We start from the raw sequence: 23,368 nt of genomic DNA on the forward strand, positions 1-23,368 counted from the left end.
TATTTATGGGTGTTTTACGACTGGTTACGCTGGCGAATGCTCCCGATCTATTAACTGCCGCCTCAGATTTATATGCCTCCTATTAATAGCTGAGCGATGATTAGAATCAATGGTCCCATTCCAAGTTGGACACTCTAAAACCATAAAGCAACCGACATGACCGAATCAAATCACATCAGCCCACTGGATAGCGGTATTGCCGTGATTCATTCCAATCAACTGGAAGAACTCCTGGATGTCGTGGAATATTGGCTACGCCAACACCCGCTAGCCCCCTTGGAGAACGAGATTTTCCTGGTGCAGAGCAATGGCATGGGGCAGTGGTTAAAACAAAATTTGGCTCAAAACGCCTTATTAGGCATTGTCGCCGCGACTAAAGTGCAATTGCCCTCGTTGTTCATATGGAGTGCCTATCGTGCGGTATTGGGCGAGCAAATTCCCAAAGAGCAACTCCTGGCCAAAGCCCCACTGATTTGGCGTTTGTATCGTTTGTTGCCCAAGCTGATTACTCAATCTGGTTTTGAAACCCTGGCCAGCTTTTTGGCGGATGACAGCAACAGCCGTAAACGCTATCAACTAGCCGAACAACTTGCGGATCTGTTCGACCAATATCAGGTGTACCGTTCGGACTGGATGTCGGATTGGGCCGAAGGGAATGATGTGTTGCGCAACGCCCACGGTGAGATCAAGCCTCTACCCGAACAACAGCACTGGCAAGCCCTTTTATGGCGGGCGGTGCTTAAGGATTTGGGCGAGGAATCCATGCTGTTCGCCAGTCGCGCTTCAGTACATGCGCAGTTTATGACGCATATCGACACGCTGGAACAGCGTCCTGCGGGGATTCCTCGGCGGATTATTTTGTTTGGGTTATCGTCCCTGCCGCAACAATCGCTAGAAGTGTTGGCCAAGCTGGGTAAGTTTTGTCAGATTGTGTTGTTTGTCCATAACCCTTGCCAGCATTATTGGGCCGACATAATCGAAGACAAAGAACTCCTCAAAGCCGAGCGGCGGCGTCAGTCCTATAAAGCGGGGATGACGTCTTCATTGACCGTCGAAGAACTGCATCTGCATGCGCCGCCATTATTGGCCGCCTGGGGTAAACAGGGGCGTGATTACATTCGATTGCTGGACCATTTTGATGAAACCCAGCACTATAAACACTGGCATTGGCCGCAGAACAAAATCGATCTATTCAAAGACTATGGGGAACTCGGTCAACGCAGCTTATTGCAACATCTCCAGCAATCCATTCTCGATCTGGAGCCTTTGCCGGAAGAGCCCATGCTCCTACCCGCAGCGGATGATTCCATCGCCTTTCATATCGCCCACAGCCCGCAGCGTGAAGTCGAAATTCTGTACGATCAGTTGCTCGCCCGTTTTGCCGCTGCCAAACAACACCGGGAACCGCTTTACCCGCGCGATGTGATTGTGATGGTGCCGGACATCAATCAATATGCGCCGCATATCCGCGCGGTGTTTGGCCAGATTCAAGCGGATGATCCGCGCTATATTCCCTACAGTTTGGCCGACCAACAGCAACGCGGTCAAAACCCCATGCTGGTGGCCGTCGAGGCCTTACTGAATTTACCCGAATCGCGTTTTGCCGTCAGCGAATTTCTGGGCTTGCTGGAAGTGCCGGCACTGCGAGCCCGTTTTGCTATCGATGAAGCGGCAATTCCCAAATTACATCAATGGATAGAAGAAGCCGGCATTCGTTGGGGCTTGAATGCCGAACAACGCACCCAAGCGGTGAGTATGCCGTCCCATCTGGAGGCCAATACCTGGCAGTTTGGTTTACGCCGAATGTTATTGGGTTATGCGGTGGGTACCGGCGAGGCCTTTGCACAGATCGAGCCTTATGCGGAAATTGGCGGGCTTGAGGCGCAATGGGTGGGCGACTTATCCTTTCTGCTGGAGTCGCTTGAGAAATACGCCTTGTTACTCAAGCGTGAACAAAATATCAAAGATTGGCAACGGACCTTGTTAGCGCTGCTGGAGGACCTTTTTAGCGTCAGCAACGACCAGGAACGAAAAACCCTGGAAATCCTGACCAGTTCCTTAGCTAAGTGGGGCCAGTCCTGCGAGCAAGCGGGCTTAATGGAAACGGATACGATGCCGATTAATGTGGTGCGTGAGGCCTGGCTCTCCAGCGTGGATGAACCGTCCTTGCATCAACGCTTCCTCAGTGGCCGCGTCAACTTCTGTACCTTGATGCCGATGCGCGCCATTCCGTTCCGGCTGATTTGCCTGTTGGGCATGAATGATGGCGACTATCCGCGCAATCAACAAGCGCCCAGCTTTGATCTGATGAGTCACCGAGGCCAATATCGTCCCGGCGACCGTTCGCGCCGGCAGGACGATCAGTACCTGTTTCTGGAGGCCATATTGTCGGCAAGGCAGCAGCTGTATATCAGCTGGGTGGGACGCAGCATACGCGATAACAGTGAGCGACCGCCTTCCGTGTTGATCAGTCAATTACGCGAAGTGTTAGCTCAGGGATGGCGGCTTGCGGATGAGGTTTCCTTACTGGCGTCCTTGACCGTCGAACATCCATTGCAACCGTTTAGCCTGGCCTATGTCTTGCAAAATCGAGATCCAAGGCTGTTTACCTATGCGCGGGAATGGTATGAGCCGGCAACGGATAGCCATTTATCCGAGCGATCCGTACCCAATCCGGAAGAAAAAGGGTTTACGCTTACCCTGGAGTCGCTTGCTCGTTTTTTGAAAGCCCCGGTCAAAGCCTTCTGCAATCATACCCTGAAGTTTGGCTTCGATGAGGAAACGGTCACCAGCGAAGATCATGAACCCTTTGGCTTTGACGCGTTGCAAGCCTATGTATTGAGTGAAGCCTTGCTGCAACGCTTAAACAGCGAACAGGCGAACGGCGCCGATCTCGATGACACCGCGGCGTTTTTTACCCAGCAACAATCCGCCATGGCCCAGCAGGGCTTGCTGCCTTTAGGCGGGTTTGCTCAGGCCACCTATGACGCCATCAGCGAACCGGTCAAATTGGCTTGGCAGCAGTACCAAGCAATACTGCCCGTCTGGTCCAGCGAACTCGAAGCTCATGCCACCCATTTGCCGCCCTTTACCCTGGCCGATGGGGTGACGGTACAGTTGACGGGTGATTTGAGCCAGTTACGGCGTAGCAGCGATCAGCAGGGGGATGGCTTGATTTATTTGACCGCTCAGCGATTGATCAATAAAGACAAGACCCTCAAATACCCCAATTTGTTATTACATTGGGTGCAACATCTGGCGGCGTGTGCCGATCATTTACCGGTACAGACGCTGGTGATTGCCGCCGATACGGTGATTGAAATCCCCGCCATTGATCAAGCCGAAGCTTATGCGCACCTGCAATCCCTGGTCGAAGCGTATCACCAAGGCATGCAAGCCCCGTTGCCGGTGGCCTGCAAAACCGCTTTTGCCTGGCTGGCCGCCGCTGCCAACAGTGATCAGGATAAAGCCCTGGAAAAAGCCATCAGCCGATACCAAGGGGACGATTGGACGCCAGGGGAGGTAGATTATGATGCCTATCTGACACGATTCTTTCCGGATTTTGCCAGTTTAAACCAAAGCCCTCAGGAAACCGCTCAAAAGTCGGGTCAAAACACCGATCAAGACAAGGCTTTTCAATATTGGGTGGAAACGCTGTATCAACCGGCCTTTAATCAAATCCAGCAAACCGAAATCGCACAGGGAGCGTCAGAATGAGTACGGCTATTGCGTTAAATCCGGTGACGTTTCCCTTGTCCGGGACCCGCTTGATTGAGGCCAGCGCCGGGACGGGTAAGACTTATACCATTGCGGCACTTTACGTGCGCTTGATACTGGGGCATCAACCCGACGACTCGCTTCCAAGGCGTGAGTTATTGCCACCGGAAATTCTGGTGGTCACGTTTACCGAAGCTTCGACTAAAGAGTTGCGCGAACGGATTCGAGAACGTCTTAGCCAGGTCGCGCGTTTTTTCCGTGAGCAACCGGTGAAAAGCGATGCCTTTCTGGAAGCCATCCGCGCGGATTATGATCCGGCTCTCTGGTCAGCCTGTGCCCGGCGTCTGGAACTGGCCGCCAACTGGATGGACGAAGCGGCCGTCTACACCATCCACAGCTGGTGTAATCGCATGTTGCAACAACATGCGTTCGATAGTGGCAGTCTATTTCATCAAGAGGTCAATACCGATGATACCGAGCTATTAAATGAAGTCGTCAGGGATTATTGGCGCACGTTCTATTACGACATCGCGCACGATGACGCGGATTTTCTGGCGCTCTATAGTCTTTTCCAGCAACCGGATAACTTGCTGAAGGAAATTCGTTCGCTGTTAAATAACGCCGATCCCATTGCGAATTGCCTGACGCCAGATCAAGACATCAAAACCTTGATGACGGCAGTCAATACCGCTAAACAAGGGGTTTTGCACTCACTCAAGCAGCCTTGGGGGCAATGGGCGAATGAAATTAAATCCCTCTTGGAAACAGCAACAAAAAATAAAGTATTACCTCCCAAAAATTATAAATCCAATTACATTCAAAACTGGATCGATAAACTCGTCACCTGGAGTTCAGATCCAAATCAGGAGACGCTTGATCTAGGAACGGGCTTTAAAAGTTTAACGCCGGCCGGCATGGAAAATCTCGCCAATGCAGGACAAACGCCGCCCGTGCATCCTGGCTTTGAGGCGATTAGCCAATTGCCAGGAGAGCTCGCTGCACTACCAAATTTAAAAATGGAATTGATCAAACACGCCATCCACTGGATTCGCAACCGTTACGACAGTGAAAAGCAACGTGTGGCGCGGATGACGTTCGATGACATGCTGACCCGCCTTGATCAAGCCCTGCAAGGCAACAACGGTCAGCGCTTGGCAAGCGTGATTCGGCAGCAATACCCCATCGCCTTAATCGATGAGTTTCAGGATACCGACCCGGTGCAATACCGTATCTTTTCCACTCTGTATCCGGCAGAGGGTGATGCAGAATTGGGTTGTTTGATGATCGGCGACCCCAAACAAGCGATCTACTCGTTCCGGGGCGCCGATATTTATACCTATCTCAGGGCACATCAGGATACGGCCGGGAAGCATTACACGCTAGGCACTAACTACCGCTCTACCCAACATCTGGTGGACGCGGTGAACCAGGTCTTTCTATATGCCGATCAGCAGCCCAACGGGGCCTTTCGGTTCAAACGCGAGAATGATAATCCCTTGCCGTTCATTGCGGTGGCCGCCCAGGGCCGTGAAGATGACTGGGTCATCAACGATCTGGCGGCGCCGGCCTTAACGCTCTGGCATTGGGATATCACCGACGCCGATGGCCAGCTAAAGCCCGTGGGACTGCCGGAATATCGGCAAACCATGGCCGAAGTGACGGCCAGCGAGATTGTGGGCTTGCTGAATTTGGCGACGCAAGGCCGTACCGGTTTTAAATCGTCAAAAAAGTTAAAGTCCTTACAGCCCTCGGATATTGCGATTTTAGTCAGAAGCGGCGCCGAAGCCAAAGTGATGCGAAACGCACTGGCCAGACGCCAATTGCGTAGCGTCTATCTGTCCGAGCGCGACTCGATCTTTGCCAGCCGTGAGGCTACAGACCTCTTGCTGTGGCTGAAAGCGCTCGCCGAACCGCGTAATGAACGCAAGGTGCGCACCGCGTTAAGTACCGCCACCTTTGGTTGGTCTTATCAAGCGCTGCAGCAACTGGCGATAGATGAGCCCGGCTGGGAAGAGCAATTGGAACGTTTCCTGGGGTATCAGGCGCGCTGGCAACAGGATGGTATTTTGCCGACCTTGCGGCAACTGATGAGCGATTATGGCTTGCATGCGCGGCTCACCGCGGACAGTGAAGGCGAACGCTGCATCACTAATCTATTGCATCTGGCGGAGCTTCTGCAACAAGCCAGCGGCCAGCTCGAAGGCGAGCAGGCTTTAATCCGTTATCTGGCGGAGGCTATCGAAGCCGAGAGTAGTCAATCCGGCGACGAAGGTATTATCCGTCTGGAAAGCGATGCCAATCTGATCAAAATCGTCACCATCCATAAATCCAAGGGCCTTGAGTATCCCTTGGTGTTTCTGCCTTTTATATGCAGCTTTCGGGAAATCAACAGCCGTTTCAATACCCACTATCGCTATCACGATGAACAGCAAACCCTCAACATCGATTTGACGAAGGCGGATGACATTAGGGCGTTAAGCGATGAAGAACGCCTGCAGGAAGACTTGCGCTTACTGTATGTCGCCATGACCCGAGCGCAGCATGCCTGCTGGTTAGGAGTTGCGCCGATTAAATTCGGCAATACCAAGGAATGCCAGCTGGAAAAATCCGCCATGGGTTCTCTGTTGAACTGGCAAGCCGGACTGTCCGTCGGCGCGTTGGGTTCACAACTGACGCACCTGAAAGGCAGTTGCGAGTCCATCCTGTTGACCGGCTTACCAACCATCAACGATAAGCCTTACCTGGCCCCGCAGCAAACGGACCAGCTGGAATCCACGCGAATCGCCGCCGCCAGAATTGCCAATAATTGGTGGGTGGCGAGCTACAGCGCCTTGCAAATTGAAGAGACCCCGTTGATTCAGGAGGAGCAACCGCCTCTGCCGCAGGAGCTGGAAACCGCTCGGGACGATAAACAAAATGATGAAGCGGACCTGAATGTCGCGCCGACGCTAAGGCCACTGGCCGGCATCCACGGTTTAGCCCGAGGCTCAGGGCCTGGGGTGTTGATTCATGACCTGCTGGAGCAGTGCGCACAATTAGGTTTTTCGGCTGTGCAGGCCAATCCGGCGCTCGGTCTACAGTTAATCCAAAAGGGCTTTTCGGCCACTGAATGGGCTCACAAACAAGAGATTATTGCCTCGGCATTATCGGTCTGGTTAAGCATGCCCTTGTTGGAAGGTGAAAATCTGAGTTTGGCTCAACTGGGTGCCGACGCCTATCAAGCTGAAATGGAGTTTCTGCTGGGGGCAGACTCCGTAAATGTTCATGCCTTAGACCAGCTGGTGACCCGACATACCTTTGCCGGACGACCCCGGCCGAGTTTGCTGCCGAGATTCGTCAACGGCTTATTAAAAGGCTTTATGGATTTGGTGTTTGTGTATAAGCAGCAATATTACGTGGTGGATTACAAGTTTAATAGCCTGGGCAATGATGATGCGAGTTATACGCTACAGGCACTGGAACAGGCGATGTTGTCAAAACGCTATGATTTGCAATATTCACTCTATTTATTGGCGTTGCATCGTTTGCTGAAGGTGCGTTTGGGTACACAGTACGATTACGAAAAACATATTGGCGGCGGGCTTTACTTGTTTCTGCGTGGATCGCAAAGCCCAAGCGGTGGCCGGCTGTTGACTAAACCGCCGCGTGAATTGATCGAAGGCCTGGATGCGCTGTTTTCAGCAGCGATGCTCAAGGGAGAAGCGCTATGACACAAGGATTATCCGTACTGGAACACATGGAACTCTGGATAGCGCGGGGCTGGTTAAGCCACTTGAACAGAGCGTTCGTGCGTTTTCTGCTCGATCAGGATCAGGATGCGAGCGATGCCGTCCTGTGGGCCGGGGCTCTGGTCAGTCACCAGCTGGATCGAGGTGAAGTGTATCTGGATTTAGAAAAACTCTGTCAACAGCCTGGCTTAACGCTGGCCATTCCGACCGATGATGCCTGGAAAGTCGAGCATGAATTGGCAAACCGCGAGTTATCGGCGCTGCAAGCATTTAATTTGGAACATTGGCTATCGGCGCTGAAACAATCGAAGCTGGTTGCGTTGGGGCAGGGCAGCACACCTTTGGTTTTGGAAGGGGGGCGTTTATATTTACGGCGTTACTGGCACTATCAACAAACCCTGAATACGAGTATTCAACAACGCTTGCTGCCAATCCGAGAGCATTTGCCCGTCGCGTTGCGCGATCAATTAACAGCCTTGTTTCCTGCTATCCCTGAAACAGCTGAAAACTCAAAGATCCCAGATTGGCAAAAAATCGCCTGTGTGTTGGCTTTGCGTTCGCGGTTTACCATAATTACCGGTGGACCGGGTACCGGTAAAACCACGACGTTGACGAAGCTTTTAGCACTATTGATTAACCTAACTCAATACGAATCAAACCACACGAAAAAGCTGAATATTTTATTAGCCGCACCCACCGGCAAAGCGGCCGCTAGGGTCAGTGAATCCATTGGCAAGGCGCTGGATCATCTGAACGTCAGTGAGGACATCAAACAAGACATCCCCAAGAAAGCCAGCACGTTGCATCGCTTACTGGGAAGCCGGCACGACTCTCGGCGATTTGTTCATCATCGAGATAATCCCATCGTCGCGGATATTGTGGTTGTCGATGAGGGCTCGATGATAGATCTGGAAATGATGGCCTCGTTGCTCGATGCGCTGCCGGATACCGCCCAATTGATTTTGCTGGGCGACAAGGATCAATTGGCATCTGTCGAAGCCGGTTCAGTGATGGGGGATTTATGCCTTGGCGCCGAAAACAGCGCCTACGACGAATCAACACGGGCATGGATTAGCCAGTATGCGGGTGAGCTGTTAGTTGAGCCCGCCAACACGGGGTCGGCGATCAACCAACAAACCATCATGCTTCGCTACAGCCATCGGTTTAATGAACTCAGTGGTATCGGCCAATTGGCCAAAGCGGTGAACGCGGGAAATGCCGAGCAAGCCCAAACCGTCTTGAATAATCTCAGCACTTATGCGGATTTAATCCCTGAGCCGCGTGCAGACTATTTAAAGCTGAGAGAACAGCCTAATCAGGATGCGGCAAACCGCTTGTTAAAAAAGCTGGTGACTCTCAATGCCGGCGTCAAGGAGGACGGCAAACCAAATGATCGTCAAGGCTATGGCTATTATCTGGCTGTGATCGAGGAAAATCGTCCTGCCGATAGCACCCAATACGATGACTGGGCTAAACAAGTACTGATAGCCTTCGATACCTTTCAGGTGCTCTGCGCTCTGCGCCGTGGTGTCTGGGGGATTGAAGAGATTAATCAGCGGATAGAAGACTGGTTGTTTCCACAACAAAAACCCAGCCTTTGGTATGAAGGCCGTCCTGTCATGGTGACTCGGAATGATTACAATTTGGGCCTGATGAACGGCGATATCGGCATTACACTTAAAGACAGCAACGGAAAACTGAGGGTGGCATTTCCAAACGACGATCCCTTGGCTGACATCAAGATACGCTGGATATCACCGATGCGGCTACCGGATGTGGAAACGGCTTTTGCCATCACGGTCCATAAATCCCAGGGCTCAGAGTTTAGTCACGTTGCCTTGGTACTGCCTGAAAACAGAAGTCCTGTTATCACCCGTGAACTGATCTACACGGGCATCACCCGAGCGAAAGAAAACTTCACTTTGCTGGAAAGTAGTGGGGATGTGTTTAATCAAGCTATTTTGGCATCTTGCATATAGTGGATGATTGACGCAAGCCCTTGTCGTCTGCGGGTTATCGAGCGAGCCCCAAAACTCAACCAACTGGTTCGGAAAAAACACTATGAATTTGCACACACACGACCCACGCGAATATATTCGCGGTATCCATCAAATATTAATTTCCGACAAAAAGCGCATCGGTTTTCTCTTCGGAGCGGGTTCATCTTTTGCAACTGGCATCCCATCAACCCGCGTGCCAGCCGTCTCTGAAATGACTATTAAGATAGTCTCTGAAGTTGAAAAGTGTTCTGAAATATATGCCACTGCGGTTAATGAGATACGTGCAGAAATCGGCGACGAGCTTTTCAACATTGAATCGCTCCTTTCTAGCATTGAAGCCAAAAGAGCGGTCATTGGATGTGGAACGCTAAATGGGCTCAATTCTTCAGGTTTTGCAGACCTCGCCACTTGCGTCAAAGGTCATGTAGTAAACCTTGTGTCAATTCATAAAACTTTAAAGCCAGAAGATAGAAGTAATCTGGCACATTCAAAACTTTCGAGCTGGGTTTCAAAAGCGAGAAGGAGCTTCCCCGCAGAAATTTTTACCACCAACTATGACTATCTTTTTGAAATAGCTCTGGAAGGTTCTGGAATACCTTATTTCGACGGATTTTCGGGAAGTTATGAGCCGTTTTTCTGCCCTGAGGCCGTTGAAGATGTCGAGGCATATCCACATTTGGTGAAGCTGTGGAAGATGCACGGTTCTCTAGGCTGGACATACCGTGAGAGCGATAAAGCGGTAATCCGAAATAACTCAGCGACTGCGGAATCAATTTTGATTTATCCATCTCACCTAAAATACAACACATCAAAAAAGCAACCTTATGTTGGTCTTATTGATCGCCTTTGTACGTTTTTACAACAAGACGATGCGGTTCTAATTACTTGTGGCTACTCTTTCGGAGACAATCATATTAATGAACGGATAGCGACCTCACTGAGGCGCGGAGCGAACTCCCACGTTATCGCACTATATTACGACCAATATAAGGATAGTGACGATAAAACAGTTTTTGGGCTTACTGATGCAACCGATAAAGTTCGCTCCATGGCAACACATGGAACTAGTGGGAAAATGTCAGTTTATGGGTTAAGACATGCGGTAATCGGCGGTAAGTTCGGTAAATGGCAATTAAGGAGTGAGCCAAAATCCGATGAATCAATTCGAATCGATCAATACTTTGATGAAGACGCAGCCATGCCATCCGAAGAAACAGGTGAACATAAAGGAAATGAAAAATGGACGGGGGCCGGTAGATTTCTTCTCCCAGATTTTTGCCAGCTTACTAAATTCCTCTATGGATTATCGACAACTGAAACCGTTTTTGATTCTGCAAAATCAGCATGAAACATAACCCTACACATATTGGAGAGGTCGAGAGCGTCAGTGGTAATTCAGTGACGATCAAAATGGCGAGTAGCTATCCATCTAACATGCCGATAGTGGATGGTACTGTTTATAGAATTGGGCAAATTGGCTCATTCCTCAAAATTCCCCTCGGATACGCTAACCTATATGGCCTCATTACACAGGCTGGCATGCTGGCAATGCCAGAGCCTCTGCTAATCGCGTACAAAGAAAATCCATCAATCGTTGACGGACATCGATGGTTACGAATGATACTAGTCGGCGAGCAGATTGGCGCTTCCTTTGAGAGAGGAGTTTTGCAATCACCAACTTCTGGTGACCAAGTACACCTCGTAACAAATGAAGACCTTCGTATTGTATATGGGGGATACGATGCCCAGTCGTCGATAGTTATTGGCAATCAAAGTGCATCTGAAGGTCTCTCCGCGCAACTGGACATGGACAAGCTTATAACCAGACACTGTGCGATTATTGGCTCAACAGGTAGCGGCAAATCAAACGCTGTAAGCATTGTCGTTAAAGCAATTGCTGAAAAACCGCTTCCGAGCAATAGAATTCTTATGATCGATCCCCATGGTGAGTATGCAAGCTCATTGTCTGGAAAGTGCCGTGTTTTTAGAGTGGAGGCGAATGCCAAACTTGGTGAAGGGGAGTTGTGCGTTCCTTTCTGGGCACTTCCGTTTAAGGAGCTAATGGCAATATTTCCGGGGAAACTCTCCGATCAGAATGAAGATTATATTCGCAGTAAGGTTCTGGAGCTTAAGCGAGTCTCGGCTACGGCCATTGGCGACTTGCGGGAAGAAGCAATTACTGCGGATAGCCCAATTCCATTTTCTATTAACCAACTTTGGTTCGAATTGGATAATTTTGAACGAACAACCCTTAAGGCTGACCGAATAACACCAGAAGACCTAATAGTTCAAGGAGACGCAGAGACACTGAGATCAAATCAGTATCCACCAGCCGGTTTAGGAACTAGTGCTCCATTTCTAAACACCAAAGCAAAAGGCATCCTTGGATTCCTAGACGGCATGCGTTCTCGTCTTTTGGATCAACGCTATAATTTTTTATTCAGGCCGAGTGGCTATTCTCCAGACATCAATGGGATGACGGCTAATGACTTACCACAATTGTTTTCAACTTGGTTCAGCCACGGCACTCCAATTTCAATTTTGGATTTATCTACAATTCCATCAAATATTATGCAGACAATTGCAGGCTGCATTTTAAAGATCACCTACGACGCGCTTTATTGGGGACAAAACACTCTCGTCGGGGGGAAAAAGCAACCGTTGCTCGTTGTTTTGGATGAGGCTCATGCCTACCTAAAGTCTGGCGAGGACTCCATCTCTTCACGGACTGTTCAAGTGATTGCAAAGGAGGGGAGAAAGTATGGAGTTGGTATGCTGCTCGTCACACAACGACCATCAGAGTTAGACGAAACTGTTTTAAGCCAATGTGGCTCAATTATCGCTCTGAGAATGACGAATACACGTGATAAGGGGCATGTTTCATCAGCAATGCAGGACGAGTTACGCGAAATGGCAGATGTGCTTTCAAGTTTGAGAACGGGAGAAGCCATTATAAGTGGTGAGGCCGTTCGCATCCCTTCACGCATCAAATTTTTCCAAGCTGATAATGCGGTAAAAAGTTCTGATCCAATTCCATCGAAACTTTGGACAAACACCCGACCAGAGGTAGAAGAATACAATACTAGTGTCCGTAACTGGAGAAACCAAACATTCAATTAGGAGAAACTATGCCAATGCCAGAAATGCACCAAGTTAGCTCATCAAACATATCTGCTGTAGGTTACGATGCAGAGAATCAGGGGGTATATGTTCAGTTCCTTGATGGTTCAGTATATGTATATAAAGGCGTAACCGAATACGAGTTTGAAAATCTGAGAACTGCTTCATCCGTTGGTTCCTATCTCAATAGGAACTATAAAAACGTCTATCCTTACGAGCGAATTTAGCTACCGACCCCCGGGTAAATTAACGCGTGGTTAAGTGACTCCTGATAGGACATTTCAACGTTGCTAAAACAGGACATGACGCTATTGCACTAATATTTGTGACTTCGCATAAGAATGATTATGTTAATTTTTTGAGATCTACTGTCATACTTTATAATAAAAACAATCATTTAGACAGAATCTGATTTTACACTGTGCAGTCCACTGATTAGACGACTATAAAGGTAGCTTGTAAAGGCTTAAAAGACGCCGCTCAGTAAGTCTCTGGCCGCAATTATTGCGGCCCCATTCCCCAGCCCTCCAGTTCCGACTGCCGTTTGACCCTGGGGACATCCAGATCGGTCATCCGGCCTTGGCTGCGGGTTAAGGTATCCTGCCTGCCGCTGGAGGCTGCGCCGTATTTCTGCGGATTCAGGCGGCTGCCGGTACCGGTGAGTTGATCCAGATTGAGCATGGACGCGGCATTGGCGGCGCTAGGCAGATGCCCGGTTTGCGCCAGAATCGCCAACCATTCGTCCAGATTGACCTGAGTCCAATCGACCCTGTCCAGATCCGCAACTCTGATACCGGTGCAACTCGGACTTTCCGGCGTACCAAAGTCCATGCTCAGCTGCGGTTTGATTTGTTCGTTGAGGATGCGCGCGAGCGGCGAGTTGTAGCAGCAGTAACTTTCCTTACGGACCATGCAAACGCCCAATACCTTGCTTTCGCAATAGCTACCCAGATCCTTACAGACCTTCAGTTGTTTCTTCGCGGCCAGTTCGTACTCCGGTTCCTCGCAGGAATAGACCATTTGGATAATCATGATGATGATCATCACGGCCGTATAAGCGGCCATCAAGGTACTCAGTAATTGTCCGGCCACTGCCGCGCCGCCGCCTAATTGCACACCACCCGATTGCGCGGCCGGGGTTAGATTGCCCGCCGAGTCAAAGGCAGCCTGGCCGCCAGCGCTGAACAAGGCATTGCCGGCCGCTTCGCCAAAGGTCTGGCCGATCCATTCCGCCACCGACTTCATCAATTCGCCTTTCAGCGAGTCGAGTAACCCTTGCGAGGCAATATCGCTGGTACTGAGCATGTCGGTGCCGACCAGGTCATTTACCGTCGAGGCAAAATCCGCCTGAAAACTGTTCCAGGCATCGCCGGCTAAGGTGAACGGGGTGCGCATGGTTTCCCAGGCGCCCCGAATCGCCGAGGTACTGTCCATAGCCATCACCGCGCTGTCCATCTGACTGGTGGCGATCAGTAAATCAATGTAACGTCCCAGCCCCATGGCACCCGAGGGCGTTTCGCAGCAATCGACCAGACTGAGCGCGCCACCGACCATTTTGCAACTGGCCGGTTTACCCTGAAATACCTGGCAGGTAGTCGGATCCTTTTGCTGCAAATCGGCGTTGGCGTAATCGCAATGTAGATCCATCGCCATTTGCTGGGCGCTATTGAGTAAGGCTACCGCCTTGCTGAAATCCTGGCTCTGAGTGCGATTCACGGTCATGCACTGTTCGCCCATGCAACGTATCGGTCCGGCGCATTGTTGTTGGGTATTGCTTTGAATACCGGGAATAGCCACTGTTTGCCCGCAGTCGTAGGTATCGACACTGTCCCAGCAGGTGCCGGAGGCTAACACACTGGTACATTGGCTTTTGATAAATGAACAGCCTTGGGTTTCCAACGACACGCAGGTTTTGTTGGGTATGCCGTTCGCCGGCGGTTCTAAACAGTGGGTACCGGCGGTATCGGTCCAGCATTGGCCGTACTGATTCAGATCGCAGTTTCCTGAGGCTTGAATATTCATGCAAGTATTGCGAATCCCGGTCGAACTGACCACCGGGGCCTGTGCCAAGTCGGAACCGCAGACCATGACTTGCGAAGTGGGATCGACGTAACAACCCGACGCATTGGCCGGATCGTTCGTGCAACTCAATTGGCTGCCAGCCTGGCAAATACCATCGGTAATCGCATTGGCTAGATTCTGGCAATTCGGTCCGCTCCAACTCCATTCGTCCTGGGTGATCAGTTTTGACAGGTCATAGCGCAGCCGAATCCGCGAATAACCTTCGCCGCGTCCAGATACGCGGGTTTCTTCTTTGAACACCTTGATACCACTGCTATTGAAGGCATACAGCACATTGGTGTTGGGATATTCGTTCCAACTGGTGTAAAGCTCGCAATCCCCGAACCAGCCACTGGCCCCGGTATAGATCAACTGATTATCGTAATAGACCCGAGTGTGGTCATCGTATTTAACGTACTCAAGCGTGGCGCTGGTGATGGCTTCCGGATGCAAAACCTCGTATTTGACCTGCCAGGTAAACAAGCCGCAATCCGATTCCCAATAATCATCACCCACCCGGCCGACATACAAATCCATGCAGCCCGGCCCGCAACTGGAAAACCCACCATCACCACTGACGAAGCGAATCAAGGGCTCGACATGGACTTGGTGGGTGGCGGTGCAGCTTTGCGGCACCGTCGGTTGCCGCAGACACAGCTGATAATCAGGCACTCGCACTGATTGCAGAGTGTCGGTTTGGGTCGTGGTGGTCGTGCAGTCTGTGAATGACTGTGCCCATGGGGTGAAATCGGCAAACACTTGGTCGCCGTTTTCCCATATCGGATCGGCGTGTAAGTCCGGGTGCGATTGGTGGGCGTTGTCGATCAGGGTTCGATAGGCTTCACCGGTAAAGCTGGTTTCGCCGTTCAATACAGTCTGTGCGTCCAACCCGGCTGCGATCGTTCCGGGGTTGTTGCCGTAGAGATTGGCGAAATCACTTGTCGTGGTGGATGTGCTATTCGTATCCGGAAACAGTGTGCCGATTGAAATGGCGCTTTCTTGATCCGTTCCCGGATTCAAGTTCAGCGAACCATTGCCAGTATCGAGCGGAAAGGCAAAGCCGTCGAGGACTTGCTGGCCCAGTTGCTGGCCATCGCGCCCAGCCGCCTGAATCGCATCCGCCCAGGAAACACCATACGGTGTCCAGGCCAGGGTTACGCACAGCACCGCAGACAGGCTTTGTGTGGCGAATGCTTGGGGATCAAAGAATTGTTTCATCGCCTCATAAACCCACGCAGCAGTCTTGCCATCGAAATTGGATATATATGTGATCTTCCCCCGGCCCCGGATAAGTCCGCCCCGCACCCCACTTGAAGGTCGTCTCGCCAATGGCGTGATTGGAGTCTGTTTCCGCAACCGGATAAAACATCGACAACCGGTATTGCGATTTGGGAATGAAGGGATAGATATAGCCGCCGCATAAGGCATCGTTGCCCGAGGTTTTCCAGGCCAGCCCGCGTCGATGCAAGGAGGCTGTGGCGCGTGTAGCCAACAAACTGGTAATCCTGGGATCGGTTCCGTAACTGGTCGGCGAGATGCCGGATAAGGGATACATATGCCCCCAAGCGCCGGCACACCAGAACAAAGCATCCAGGGGATTGCCGGTGGCCGCCGCCGCGGCATCGGCGACACAGGCGGAAATGGCCACCGGATTGGCGAACAGGGCCGTTTCCGGACTTGTAAAAAACGCCAGTAGGTCGTTATTCCAGGTCGGATCGAGTTCCGAGACATACAGCAAATCAAAGTCCCGATAGCCATCACTGTTGCAACGGCCATCCCAGAACAAATCCAGCAGGATGGTCAGCGGGAAGGCGAAATAGTGGTAATTGAAAAACGACATCTCGCTGGCATCGAAGTCCGCCTTGCCGGTCGTGGCGATCAAGCGCACATTTGAAGCACTGAACTTATGGCCGCCCAGTGCCGGCGAACACCAGGGATTGCGGACGATCTCGATCAATCGAGCTGGATTCCATAAGCCCATGGTCATACCGAGTTCCGGAATGTTCATGCTATCGGTACAGAAACAAAACTTCTCGTCGGTAGCAATACTGGGCACATTGCCGCCACCCAGCGATGCCCCGGCCGCCCGAATCGGAAACAAACAGCTCCAGCAAATATCAGTGATCAGTTTGCCGGACCACAGTTCGGCATCGGAGCACAACGGATCGACGCTATTCGTATTGGTTTCGGCATAAAGCGGGGTTGCCAGTGTTATCAAACCGCCCAAGACAAAATGGAAAATGAATCGTTTCATGATCGATCTCCTGTTGAGACCGGCAGTTTTCGTTCATGAACCACCAGACGGTTGCCGGATTGTTCAACGATAGCCAGCACATGCTGTAGCTGAAATCGGTTCCGCACATCCGGCGTCAGTAAATACACTGGTGCTTTCAGCATGGTTTCCAAACGCTGCAAGCTGTCCCACCCGGACTGACGCGGCAACGACGTGGCCAGATACATCACGCGGGCCTGTTTGTCGTGGCAGGACTGATGTTGAATCAGTTCGACTTGAGCCGGCTCCGTGGCATCGAACACCTTCAGGCATAAGCCAAACGGCATTTTGTCCAACGGATTGACGGTTTGTCCGGCACGGATGACCAGCTGTCCATTTGGTGCTGCCAGATCGCGCGGGGCGGTGATGGTTAGATCCAAAGTCCGATCACGATCTTCCCGAGCCACAGGCAGCTCTTCGAATTTTTGCTGTGCCCAAAATCGAGCGATGGCCTGTTGCTGCTTTTGTTTCCAGTCGATGGCCGCCATCCTGCGTTTGAGCTCTTCGAGCAAGTCGATTTCGGCAATCTCGCTAACATCGCCCATCGTTCCCAAATCACCCTGTTTGCCGACTTTGAGTTGCTCATCCAGCCAAGACAGACTGCTGACACCTCGAACGTGTAACCGAGATTTGCCTTCCTGTTCGACAACGATGTCCGGTACTGACGTTACCGACCAGCGCTGAAAACGGGTGGGGTCGATCACGATGTTGGGCAGAGGATCAATGCCTTTCAACAATCGCTTGAGATCGGCCATTAACGCCGGTAGTTTTTGACCAGGCTTTGGGCCGCGCAACACCAGCAATATGTCTTCCCGACCTGCCGATTCTTCGAAGATGCTTTTCAGTGCGGACTCACCCAGCGAGAAGGAAACAAACAACAGCGTGAGTGGCTTGTTCGAAATGGATGTCGGCTGGACGTTTTCCGATCCAGTCGATAGAGCCTCTGTTTGGATCGCCTGTGAGGCTTCCAACACTTGTTGCGCCTGGCGTTTCACGTCCAACTGTTCAGATTGGCCATTCAACCAATCCGGTCTAGCCTGACCTTCTAATGCCTGCAAAATAGCCTGAGAACGTCGCAGCCAAGCTTCTTCCGCCTGAACCGATTGCACACTGAACCAGCAATACAAACAGACCGCCGTTTGCCGCCAAGGAAATTTATGGGGCTCAAAACAACGCATAGGCCCGTCCAATCACTTGATGGTCGTAGACATAGCCCCAGTAACGTGAATCGAAGCTTTTGTCGGTTTGCCCGGTTACCCAGTAGGCAGCCGGTGGAATGGTTTCATGACGTTTGAATTGGGTCGCAGGCTTTTGGAGTTTCTCCGTTAAAGGCAACCCGTCGATGATTCGTTCGCCGTTGATCGTGGTGTGCTGTGGATCGACGTGAATGGTGTCGCCGGTGACGCCGGCGGCGATTTTGACGATGATCTGCCCATCCTTGAAAAATGGCGCCATGCGTTCGGCGCGAAAGGCAATCAAATCGCCGCGCCAGATGTCCTTGTTGTGGGTATCGATCAGGTATATCCATTTGTCCGGCAGACAGCGGTCGACCTGGTCGTCGCCACCGATCAGAAAACGTTGGCCGATATAACGCTCCACCGCTAACACCAGCAACAAGATCGGTACCGCCTTGAGCAGAAACTTACCCAAATTTGGTCGTGAATGTGCCCGTGGTTTATTCATACGTTTAGCGTCCGGCGTGTCCAACATAGACGTCCTCCGGAGCAGCCACCACCGCGGTCGAATCGATCACCAGATAGCCCGCATCACTGAGCTTTTTGGCCTGGCCCTGCCAGTCATCGACGATCTTGGCCATGTGTTCCTGGCTCGCATTGGGTGGAATGCTTTGAATCAGCTTGGCGCGATCGAGCACGAACACAGGTGTGACCAGATTCAGGCGCGCCAAGGGTTGTTGTAGCTGCTGTTGTGTCGCCAGCCAACCGCTGACGCCGCCCAGACAGGCTGCGACTAAAACGGTGCTGAGCCATTGCGATTTAGGATCCATAACTATTTTCCCTGGGTTTGCTGCTGCGGTTGTCGATGAGGTGTTGAATGGCATCACCCAGACTCAAGCCTTTGCGACGCAACTGCTTCAGGGCGTTGACGTCTTCAGGTTTGGTGGAGAACAGAATGCGTTTGAACGGATCGACGATCAGCCGGCCAATACCGGAACCCATTTCGGTGATGAAGAAAATCTCGGAATAGGCACCGGGCAAGGTATGCACGGTTTTTAGTAACTCGTAGCCGCCATCGGACAACGGCAGACGGCGATCCTGCTTCATGCCTTCGATGACTTCGGCTTTTTGACCGAGCAAGTACATATTGGCGGAGTTCTCAACGATGGCTCGCCCTGCGGCATTGCGGTACAAGTCGTTCACCGATTGGGTGATAGTTACTGCCGCGCCGCCGTATTTTCGAAAGCGCCGGTAGCCGTGCTCCATGAACTTGGCCACATCACCTTCAGTCAGCAAATCCCACGCTTCGTCGATGATCACGATCTTGGGTCGGTTGCGTTCACCGAGATACATTTCCTGTTGGATTTGGTAAATCAGCTGCAAAAGTACGACTTGTTGCAGATGTTTGCGGCCTTTGAGTTCTTCCAGTTCCAGCACGGTAAAGTCATTGGTGAATTTGGCGTTGTTGCGGCCATTGAAGTAGCGACCGTATTCACCTCGGGTAGTAAAGGGAAACAACTGTTCGCCGACATCTTTTAAACGTTGATCGGTTTCAGCGCACAGACATTTTGCAATGTTGTCCACGGACATTGCCTGTGCTTTTTCGGTCCACAGTTGCTTGAGAATACGTTTCAGACCGGCGGTTTGAAAATCGGTCAGTTTCTCGGTTGGTGCCGCCATCTGACTGACCAAGCCGGCTAACATATCGGCTTCTTCCTCGAAGTTTTGCACGATCTCGAATGGGTTCATGCAAATGCTCGAACCGTGAGTGAATTTGACGAAATCGCCTTCCAGTACCTCGCAGAGGTTTTCATAGGAGCGGCCAACATCGATCGCCCAGATTTGTGCGCCTTCGGTCAGGTAGCTGACTATGATTTCGTTGGTCAGAAATGATTTGCCTTTACCCGATTCGGCGGCAATGCACAGGTTGTAATTGCCGGTGGTATCAAATAGCGATACCGCCATGTGCTCACCGTTCCTTGAGACGAAATTCAAGGTCGGCGTACCGGTGCCCGCCCAATCACCAAATAGCGGCAATAACGGAATCGCATGCCGGGTAGCCAGGGTGCGGTAGCGTTTCAAATCAGCAATCGCCGAACGCTCGGGACCAAATGGCAAACAGTTCAGGAAAAACGGCAGGCAGAAATACTTGTCTTCCAACAGCTGAAAACCCAGCTCCCGGAAATACACCCGCGCATTGGACACGGCTGCGGCTTCTTCGGCTTCGTCGCAAAACAGCAACACTCCGAAATAGGCCCTGATCGGCCGGTCGCCGTCACGGTAGGCATCGAACAACACGTCGAAATGGTGTTTACGCTGCACCAACACCGGCAAAAACCGGGCAATTGGCGTATTAACCTGGTTGGTGATGAATTGCCGGACACCTTCCTGACGGGTGCGGGTTGATTCGGCATCGGGGTAATGCAGGGTCAGACTGAGCAAGGCATTTTGACGAATGCCACGGGTGCCGGACAAAATATCGCCCAAGTAACTTTTGGCGCTGCCGAAATAAAAATGATCGGGGGTGCGTTTGGCGGACAGCGTCTTGACGCGTTTTGAGCCAAGCCAAATCCCTTTTTCGTCGGTCTGTAAGGCGTTGTCGTAATCCAGCAATTGGTCGCGGATCAGTGTGGTCGGATCGCACTCGGGTACCACCCGATCTTTCCAGCCGGCATCGGGTTGCCAGTTGAGAATCGTGTTCAGAATACGCACATACTGATCGGCGCCCAATAGTTCCGGATACAGGCCGATAGTCGACAGCGATTGCTGGGTAGCGAGTTGCAATTCACTGGCACGACGGATGTCTTGTTCACTGGGTCTGGGATAGGCCATCGGCAGTTTGACCGTGACCAGAATATGACTGCGCCGGAGGCGTGCTCCGGAAATCGCTTCCGGCGGTTTGGTGGTGCCTTGCCGCAAGAACTCGATACTAGCCTGGGTCATGGTTTTATAAGTCCGTTTTTGCTGTTTCAATCGCCGGGTTTGCATCACGGCCAGTGACTCTTCGATATCCGGCGAGGTCCACAGTGAAACTTGTAATAGCGTTTCGGGCGGCCAGTCCTGATTCAGTAATACGTTGACTCGCGCAGAAACGCTGGCATCGGCGCCGGTCATCGGCCGGCACAAAAAGCCAAAGCCAAGGCTGCTATCGGCCATCAAGAACAGATGATGGTCGTACTCATAAGCCAGTACCGGGAACAGTTGGTCGGCACGGGGGCGTTGTGCGGTGGTCATAGGAAGATATCCTCTTCAAAAAACTGCAGCAGGTCTTCAACGGGACATTCCGGATCGAGACGAATCGTAAAGGGATGCCGGCACACCAGCGATACGCGGTGGTTGCGTTTCAGCTGCCGGGCTCTGGCCGGATGGCAGGGGTTGATTGGCTGGCCATTGGCGTCTTGAACCCTGACGGTCCGATTATCGTGTGCCAATGAAGCAAGGCGGCGGTTGCCCGCCGCAGTCTCGGTATCAATCGTTGAACCGGTCATCGTGGTGAGGCCTAAATCGTGGCAGTCACGATGTTGGTGATAATGGTCGGTGCCGCAAACAGGCCGACACCACTGGCAATGCCCAGCACAAAGCCCATGATGCTGCCGCGCACGACACCGGCGACTAAGCCAACGATGACAAACACGATAGCGATAATGCGGCCGAGCAAGCCTTCCACCCAGCCGGTCAGCAAGCTCCAGACGGTGCTGAACTCGGTACCAGCGGTACCGGCCATGGCATCATTGGCCATCAACATAAACAATAACGATGCCAAGGCCATCAAGACCCCGCTTCGATATGACGTTTTCATCAAAAATATCCTCATTCAAGTTAAAGGACGGTTGCCCGTCGAATCTCGGACGGTTAGTCCGGCAGGTTTTTAAGCGGTTGCCCGCTCAGTCTCGCAGGGTGTGTGGGACCTGCGGTTAAATGGGTTACCCCATCAAGGCAATGATTTGCTCAATCCATTGACTGGACGCTCGTCGTCCCCGGTATCGACATTGGCGCGTCTCTCCGGTGGACGTTGTTCGACTTGCAAGGGAATCAACGACGCACTGGCGGTGGGTGCCGCCTTGCCGATCATCCAACGCCTGGGTTCCAGTTCGGTGTAGACGTAGTTGGACACCATCAAATCGCCGTCTGCATCTTCCCAAGGCGCGATCCAAATGCGCATGACCTGCGATGGGGTACGAATCGGCGTGGGATCTTCGATCTTGGGTACGGGTTGCTGTAACGGCGGTACGAGTGCCGTTGATGAGTTTGTCTCCGAATTGGGGTTATTTTCCGGAGGCGCTTCCGTTATCGCCGTATTAGTGACTTGGTAAGCCTGTGTCGTCGACAGACAGCTGGGTTCGTCCGGCATGCCTTTACAGCCGTAGTCGGTGGCGCAGCCGGTGGTGATGGCGATCAGCAGTACACTGAGGCTATAAATAGAAAACTGATGAAAGCGTTTCATGGCTTTTTCTCCGTGGCGTTTGTGTTTTGTGCGTTTGTATCGGGCGTTGTTGCCAGACTGGGCGACGGTTTCGGTTTATCGGCCAACCAATCAGCTAACACCTCGGGTGCGCCACTGTGAGTGCGGCCGTCAGGCGCAATCAGAAATGGCACACCCTTCAAATTGAATAACTTGGCAGTGACCACGGCTTTTTGCAGCGGCTCTTTGTTGCATTGAGTGGGCGGTTCGGTCGGTAAGCCGACGTAGTCCTGTTTCAAGAGTCGGTCACGTACACTGTCTTTGAGCTTGGCATCGCTGGATCCCAACTGACAGGCCAGTTGCACGACAATGTTTTGCGATTCGGGACCGAGAATGGGGACCATCACCAGCTTGAAGGTGTACTGGTCCTGCAAGGCTTGCAGGTCTTTCATGACCTTGCCGCAGTAAGGGCAGCGCGGATCGATGAACACTAGGACTTGGGCTTTGCCATGGCCGACCGTTACCGCACCCAGATCGTCAGCCTTGAGTTTCATTCGTGACAGGTCGATACGGTTGGCGATTTTGTCGATATCCGCCAGTTCCTTGATCTCTTGCTGAGTCCAGATGTCAATCAATTTGCCGCCGTAAAAGGCAAAGCGGCCGTTGCTGGAAATAAACACTGTCTGCTCGCCGGACTTAACCATCTTCAGGCCTGAGATCGGCAAGTCTTGCATGCCGTCGATTTTGATCGATAGCAAGCCTGCAGCAATATCCGAGACCGCTGGTTTTGGCGGATTCGCGGCCAGAGCAATCGATGTACTGAATAGCGTGGCCAGTAATAAAGGTATGTGGCGGAATGTCATAACGACCTTTGGGTTAGGGTTAGGGTTAGG

16 protein-coding genes are annotated in these 23,368 nt (G+C 51.8%); 6 read left to right on the forward strand and 10 right to left on the reverse strand.

The window, feature by feature from the left end; translation table 11 throughout:
* The first annotated feature begins 156 nt into the window (after nt 1–156).
* The 6 genes from recC to DDY07_RS00850 all read left to right on the forward strand — a co-directional run bounded on the left by recC (nt 157) and on the right by DDY07_RS00850 (nt 12,792).
* Complete coding sequence (gene recC, locus DDY07_RS00825) at nt 157–3,717, forward strand: exodeoxyribonuclease V subunit gamma (protein WP_171694432.1); 3,561 nt, start codon at nt 157–159, stop codon at nt 3,715–3,717.
* Entirely contained in the window at nt 3,714–7,427 is a 3,714-nt protein-coding gene (gene recB / locus DDY07_RS00830; protein ID WP_171694433.1) for an exodeoxyribonuclease V subunit beta, read from the forward strand. The genes recC and recB overlap by 4 nt, the downstream gene beginning before the upstream one ends.
* Complete coding sequence (gene recD, locus DDY07_RS00835) at nt 7,424–9,424, forward strand: exodeoxyribonuclease V subunit alpha (protein ID WP_171694434.1); 2,001 nt, start codon at nt 7,424–7,426, stop codon at nt 9,422–9,424. Before recB ends, recD begins: the two co-directional genes overlap by 4 nt.
* An 82-nt stretch (nt 9,425–9,506) precedes the next feature.
* Nucleotides 9,507–10,793 carry an SIR2 family protein gene (locus tag DDY07_RS00840; RefSeq protein ID WP_171694435.1) on the forward strand — a complete coding sequence of 429 codons (1,287 nt, stop codon included), beginning with the start codon at nt 9,507–9,509 and terminating at the stop codon, nt 10,791–10,793.
* Nucleotides 10,790–12,565: an ATP-binding protein gene (locus tag DDY07_RS00845; protein ID WP_171694436.1), complete on the forward strand. Its 1,776-nt coding sequence runs from the start codon at nt 10,790–10,792 to the stop codon at nt 12,563–12,565. Before DDY07_RS00840 ends, DDY07_RS00845 begins: the two co-directional genes overlap by 4 nt.
* Nucleotides 12,566–12,588: 23 nt before the next feature.
* The gene (locus tag DDY07_RS00850; RefSeq protein WP_253734590.1) at nt 12,589–12,792 is read left to right on the forward strand and encodes a KTSC domain-containing protein; all 204 of its coding nucleotides are present in this window, start codon (nt 12,589–12,591) and stop codon (nt 12,790–12,792) included.
* Nucleotides 12,793–13,066: 274 nt separating this feature from the next.
* Here DDY07_RS00850 and traN read toward each other — a convergent pair whose 3' ends face one another.
* From traN to DDY07_RS00900, 10 genes are all read right to left on the reverse strand, one after another.
* A complete protein-coding gene (traN, locus tag DDY07_RS00855) occupies nt 13,067–15,844 on the reverse strand; it encodes a conjugal transfer mating pair stabilization protein TraN (protein ID WP_171694438.1) in 2,778 nt (925 codons plus the stop codon).
* Nucleotides 15,845–15,848: 4 nt separating this feature from the next.
* The gene (locus DDY07_RS00860) at nt 15,849–16,880 is read right to left on the reverse strand and encodes a TraU family protein (RefSeq protein WP_171694439.1); all 1,032 of its coding nucleotides are present in this window, start codon (nt 16,878–16,880) and stop codon (nt 15,849–15,851) included.
* Nucleotides 16,877–18,076: a TrbC family F-type conjugative pilus assembly protein gene (locus DDY07_RS00865; RefSeq protein ID WP_171694440.1), complete on the reverse strand. Its 1,200-nt coding sequence runs from the start codon at nt 18,074–18,076 to the stop codon at nt 16,877–16,879. The genes DDY07_RS00860 and DDY07_RS00865 overlap by 4 nt, the downstream gene beginning before the upstream one ends.
* Nucleotides 18,063–18,608, reverse strand: a complete 546-nt coding sequence (gene lepB, locus DDY07_RS00870) for a signal peptidase I (protein WP_171694441.1) — start codon at nt 18,606–18,608, stop codon at nt 18,063–18,065. The genes DDY07_RS00865 and lepB overlap by 14 nt, the downstream gene beginning before the upstream one ends.
* The gene (locus tag DDY07_RS00875; protein ID WP_171694442.1) at nt 18,586–18,903 is read right to left on the reverse strand and encodes a hypothetical protein; all 318 of its coding nucleotides are present in this window, start codon (nt 18,901–18,903) and stop codon (nt 18,586–18,588) included. Before DDY07_RS00875 ends, lepB begins: the two co-directional genes overlap by 23 nt.
* Complete coding sequence (gene traC, locus DDY07_RS00880) at nt 18,893–21,307, reverse strand: type IV secretion system protein TraC (protein WP_171694443.1); 2,415 nt, start codon at nt 21,305–21,307, stop codon at nt 18,893–18,895. The genes DDY07_RS00875 and traC overlap by 11 nt, the downstream gene beginning before the upstream one ends.
* Nucleotides 21,304–21,561 (reverse strand): RRXRR domain-containing protein, encoded by a 258-nt coding sequence (locus DDY07_RS00885; protein WP_171694444.1) that lies wholly within the window; start codon nt 21,559–21,561, stop codon nt 21,304–21,306. The genes traC and DDY07_RS00885 overlap by 4 nt, the downstream gene beginning before the upstream one ends.
* An 11-nt stretch (nt 21,562–21,572) precedes the next feature.
* Complete coding sequence (traA, locus tag DDY07_RS00890; protein ID WP_036275516.1) at nt 21,573–21,872, reverse strand: TraA family conjugative transfer protein; 300 nt, start codon at nt 21,870–21,872, stop codon at nt 21,573–21,575.
* A gap of 132 nt (nt 21,873–22,004) precedes the next feature.
* Nucleotides 22,005–22,517 carry a TraV family lipoprotein gene (locus tag DDY07_RS00895; RefSeq protein ID WP_171694445.1) on the reverse strand — a complete coding sequence of 171 codons (513 nt, stop codon included), beginning with the start codon at nt 22,515–22,517 and terminating at the stop codon, nt 22,005–22,007.
* Nucleotides 22,514–23,338 carry a DsbC family protein gene (locus tag DDY07_RS00900; protein WP_171694446.1) on the reverse strand — a complete coding sequence of 275 codons (825 nt, stop codon included), beginning with the start codon at nt 23,336–23,338 and terminating at the stop codon, nt 22,514–22,516. The genes DDY07_RS00895 and DDY07_RS00900 overlap by 4 nt, the downstream gene beginning before the upstream one ends.
* Nucleotides 23,339–23,368: the final 30 nt, after the last annotated feature.

This window comes from Methylomonas sp. ZR1 (assembly GCF_013141865.1).
GTDB lineage: Bacteria > Pseudomonadota > Gammaproteobacteria > Methylococcales > Methylomonadaceae > Methylomonas.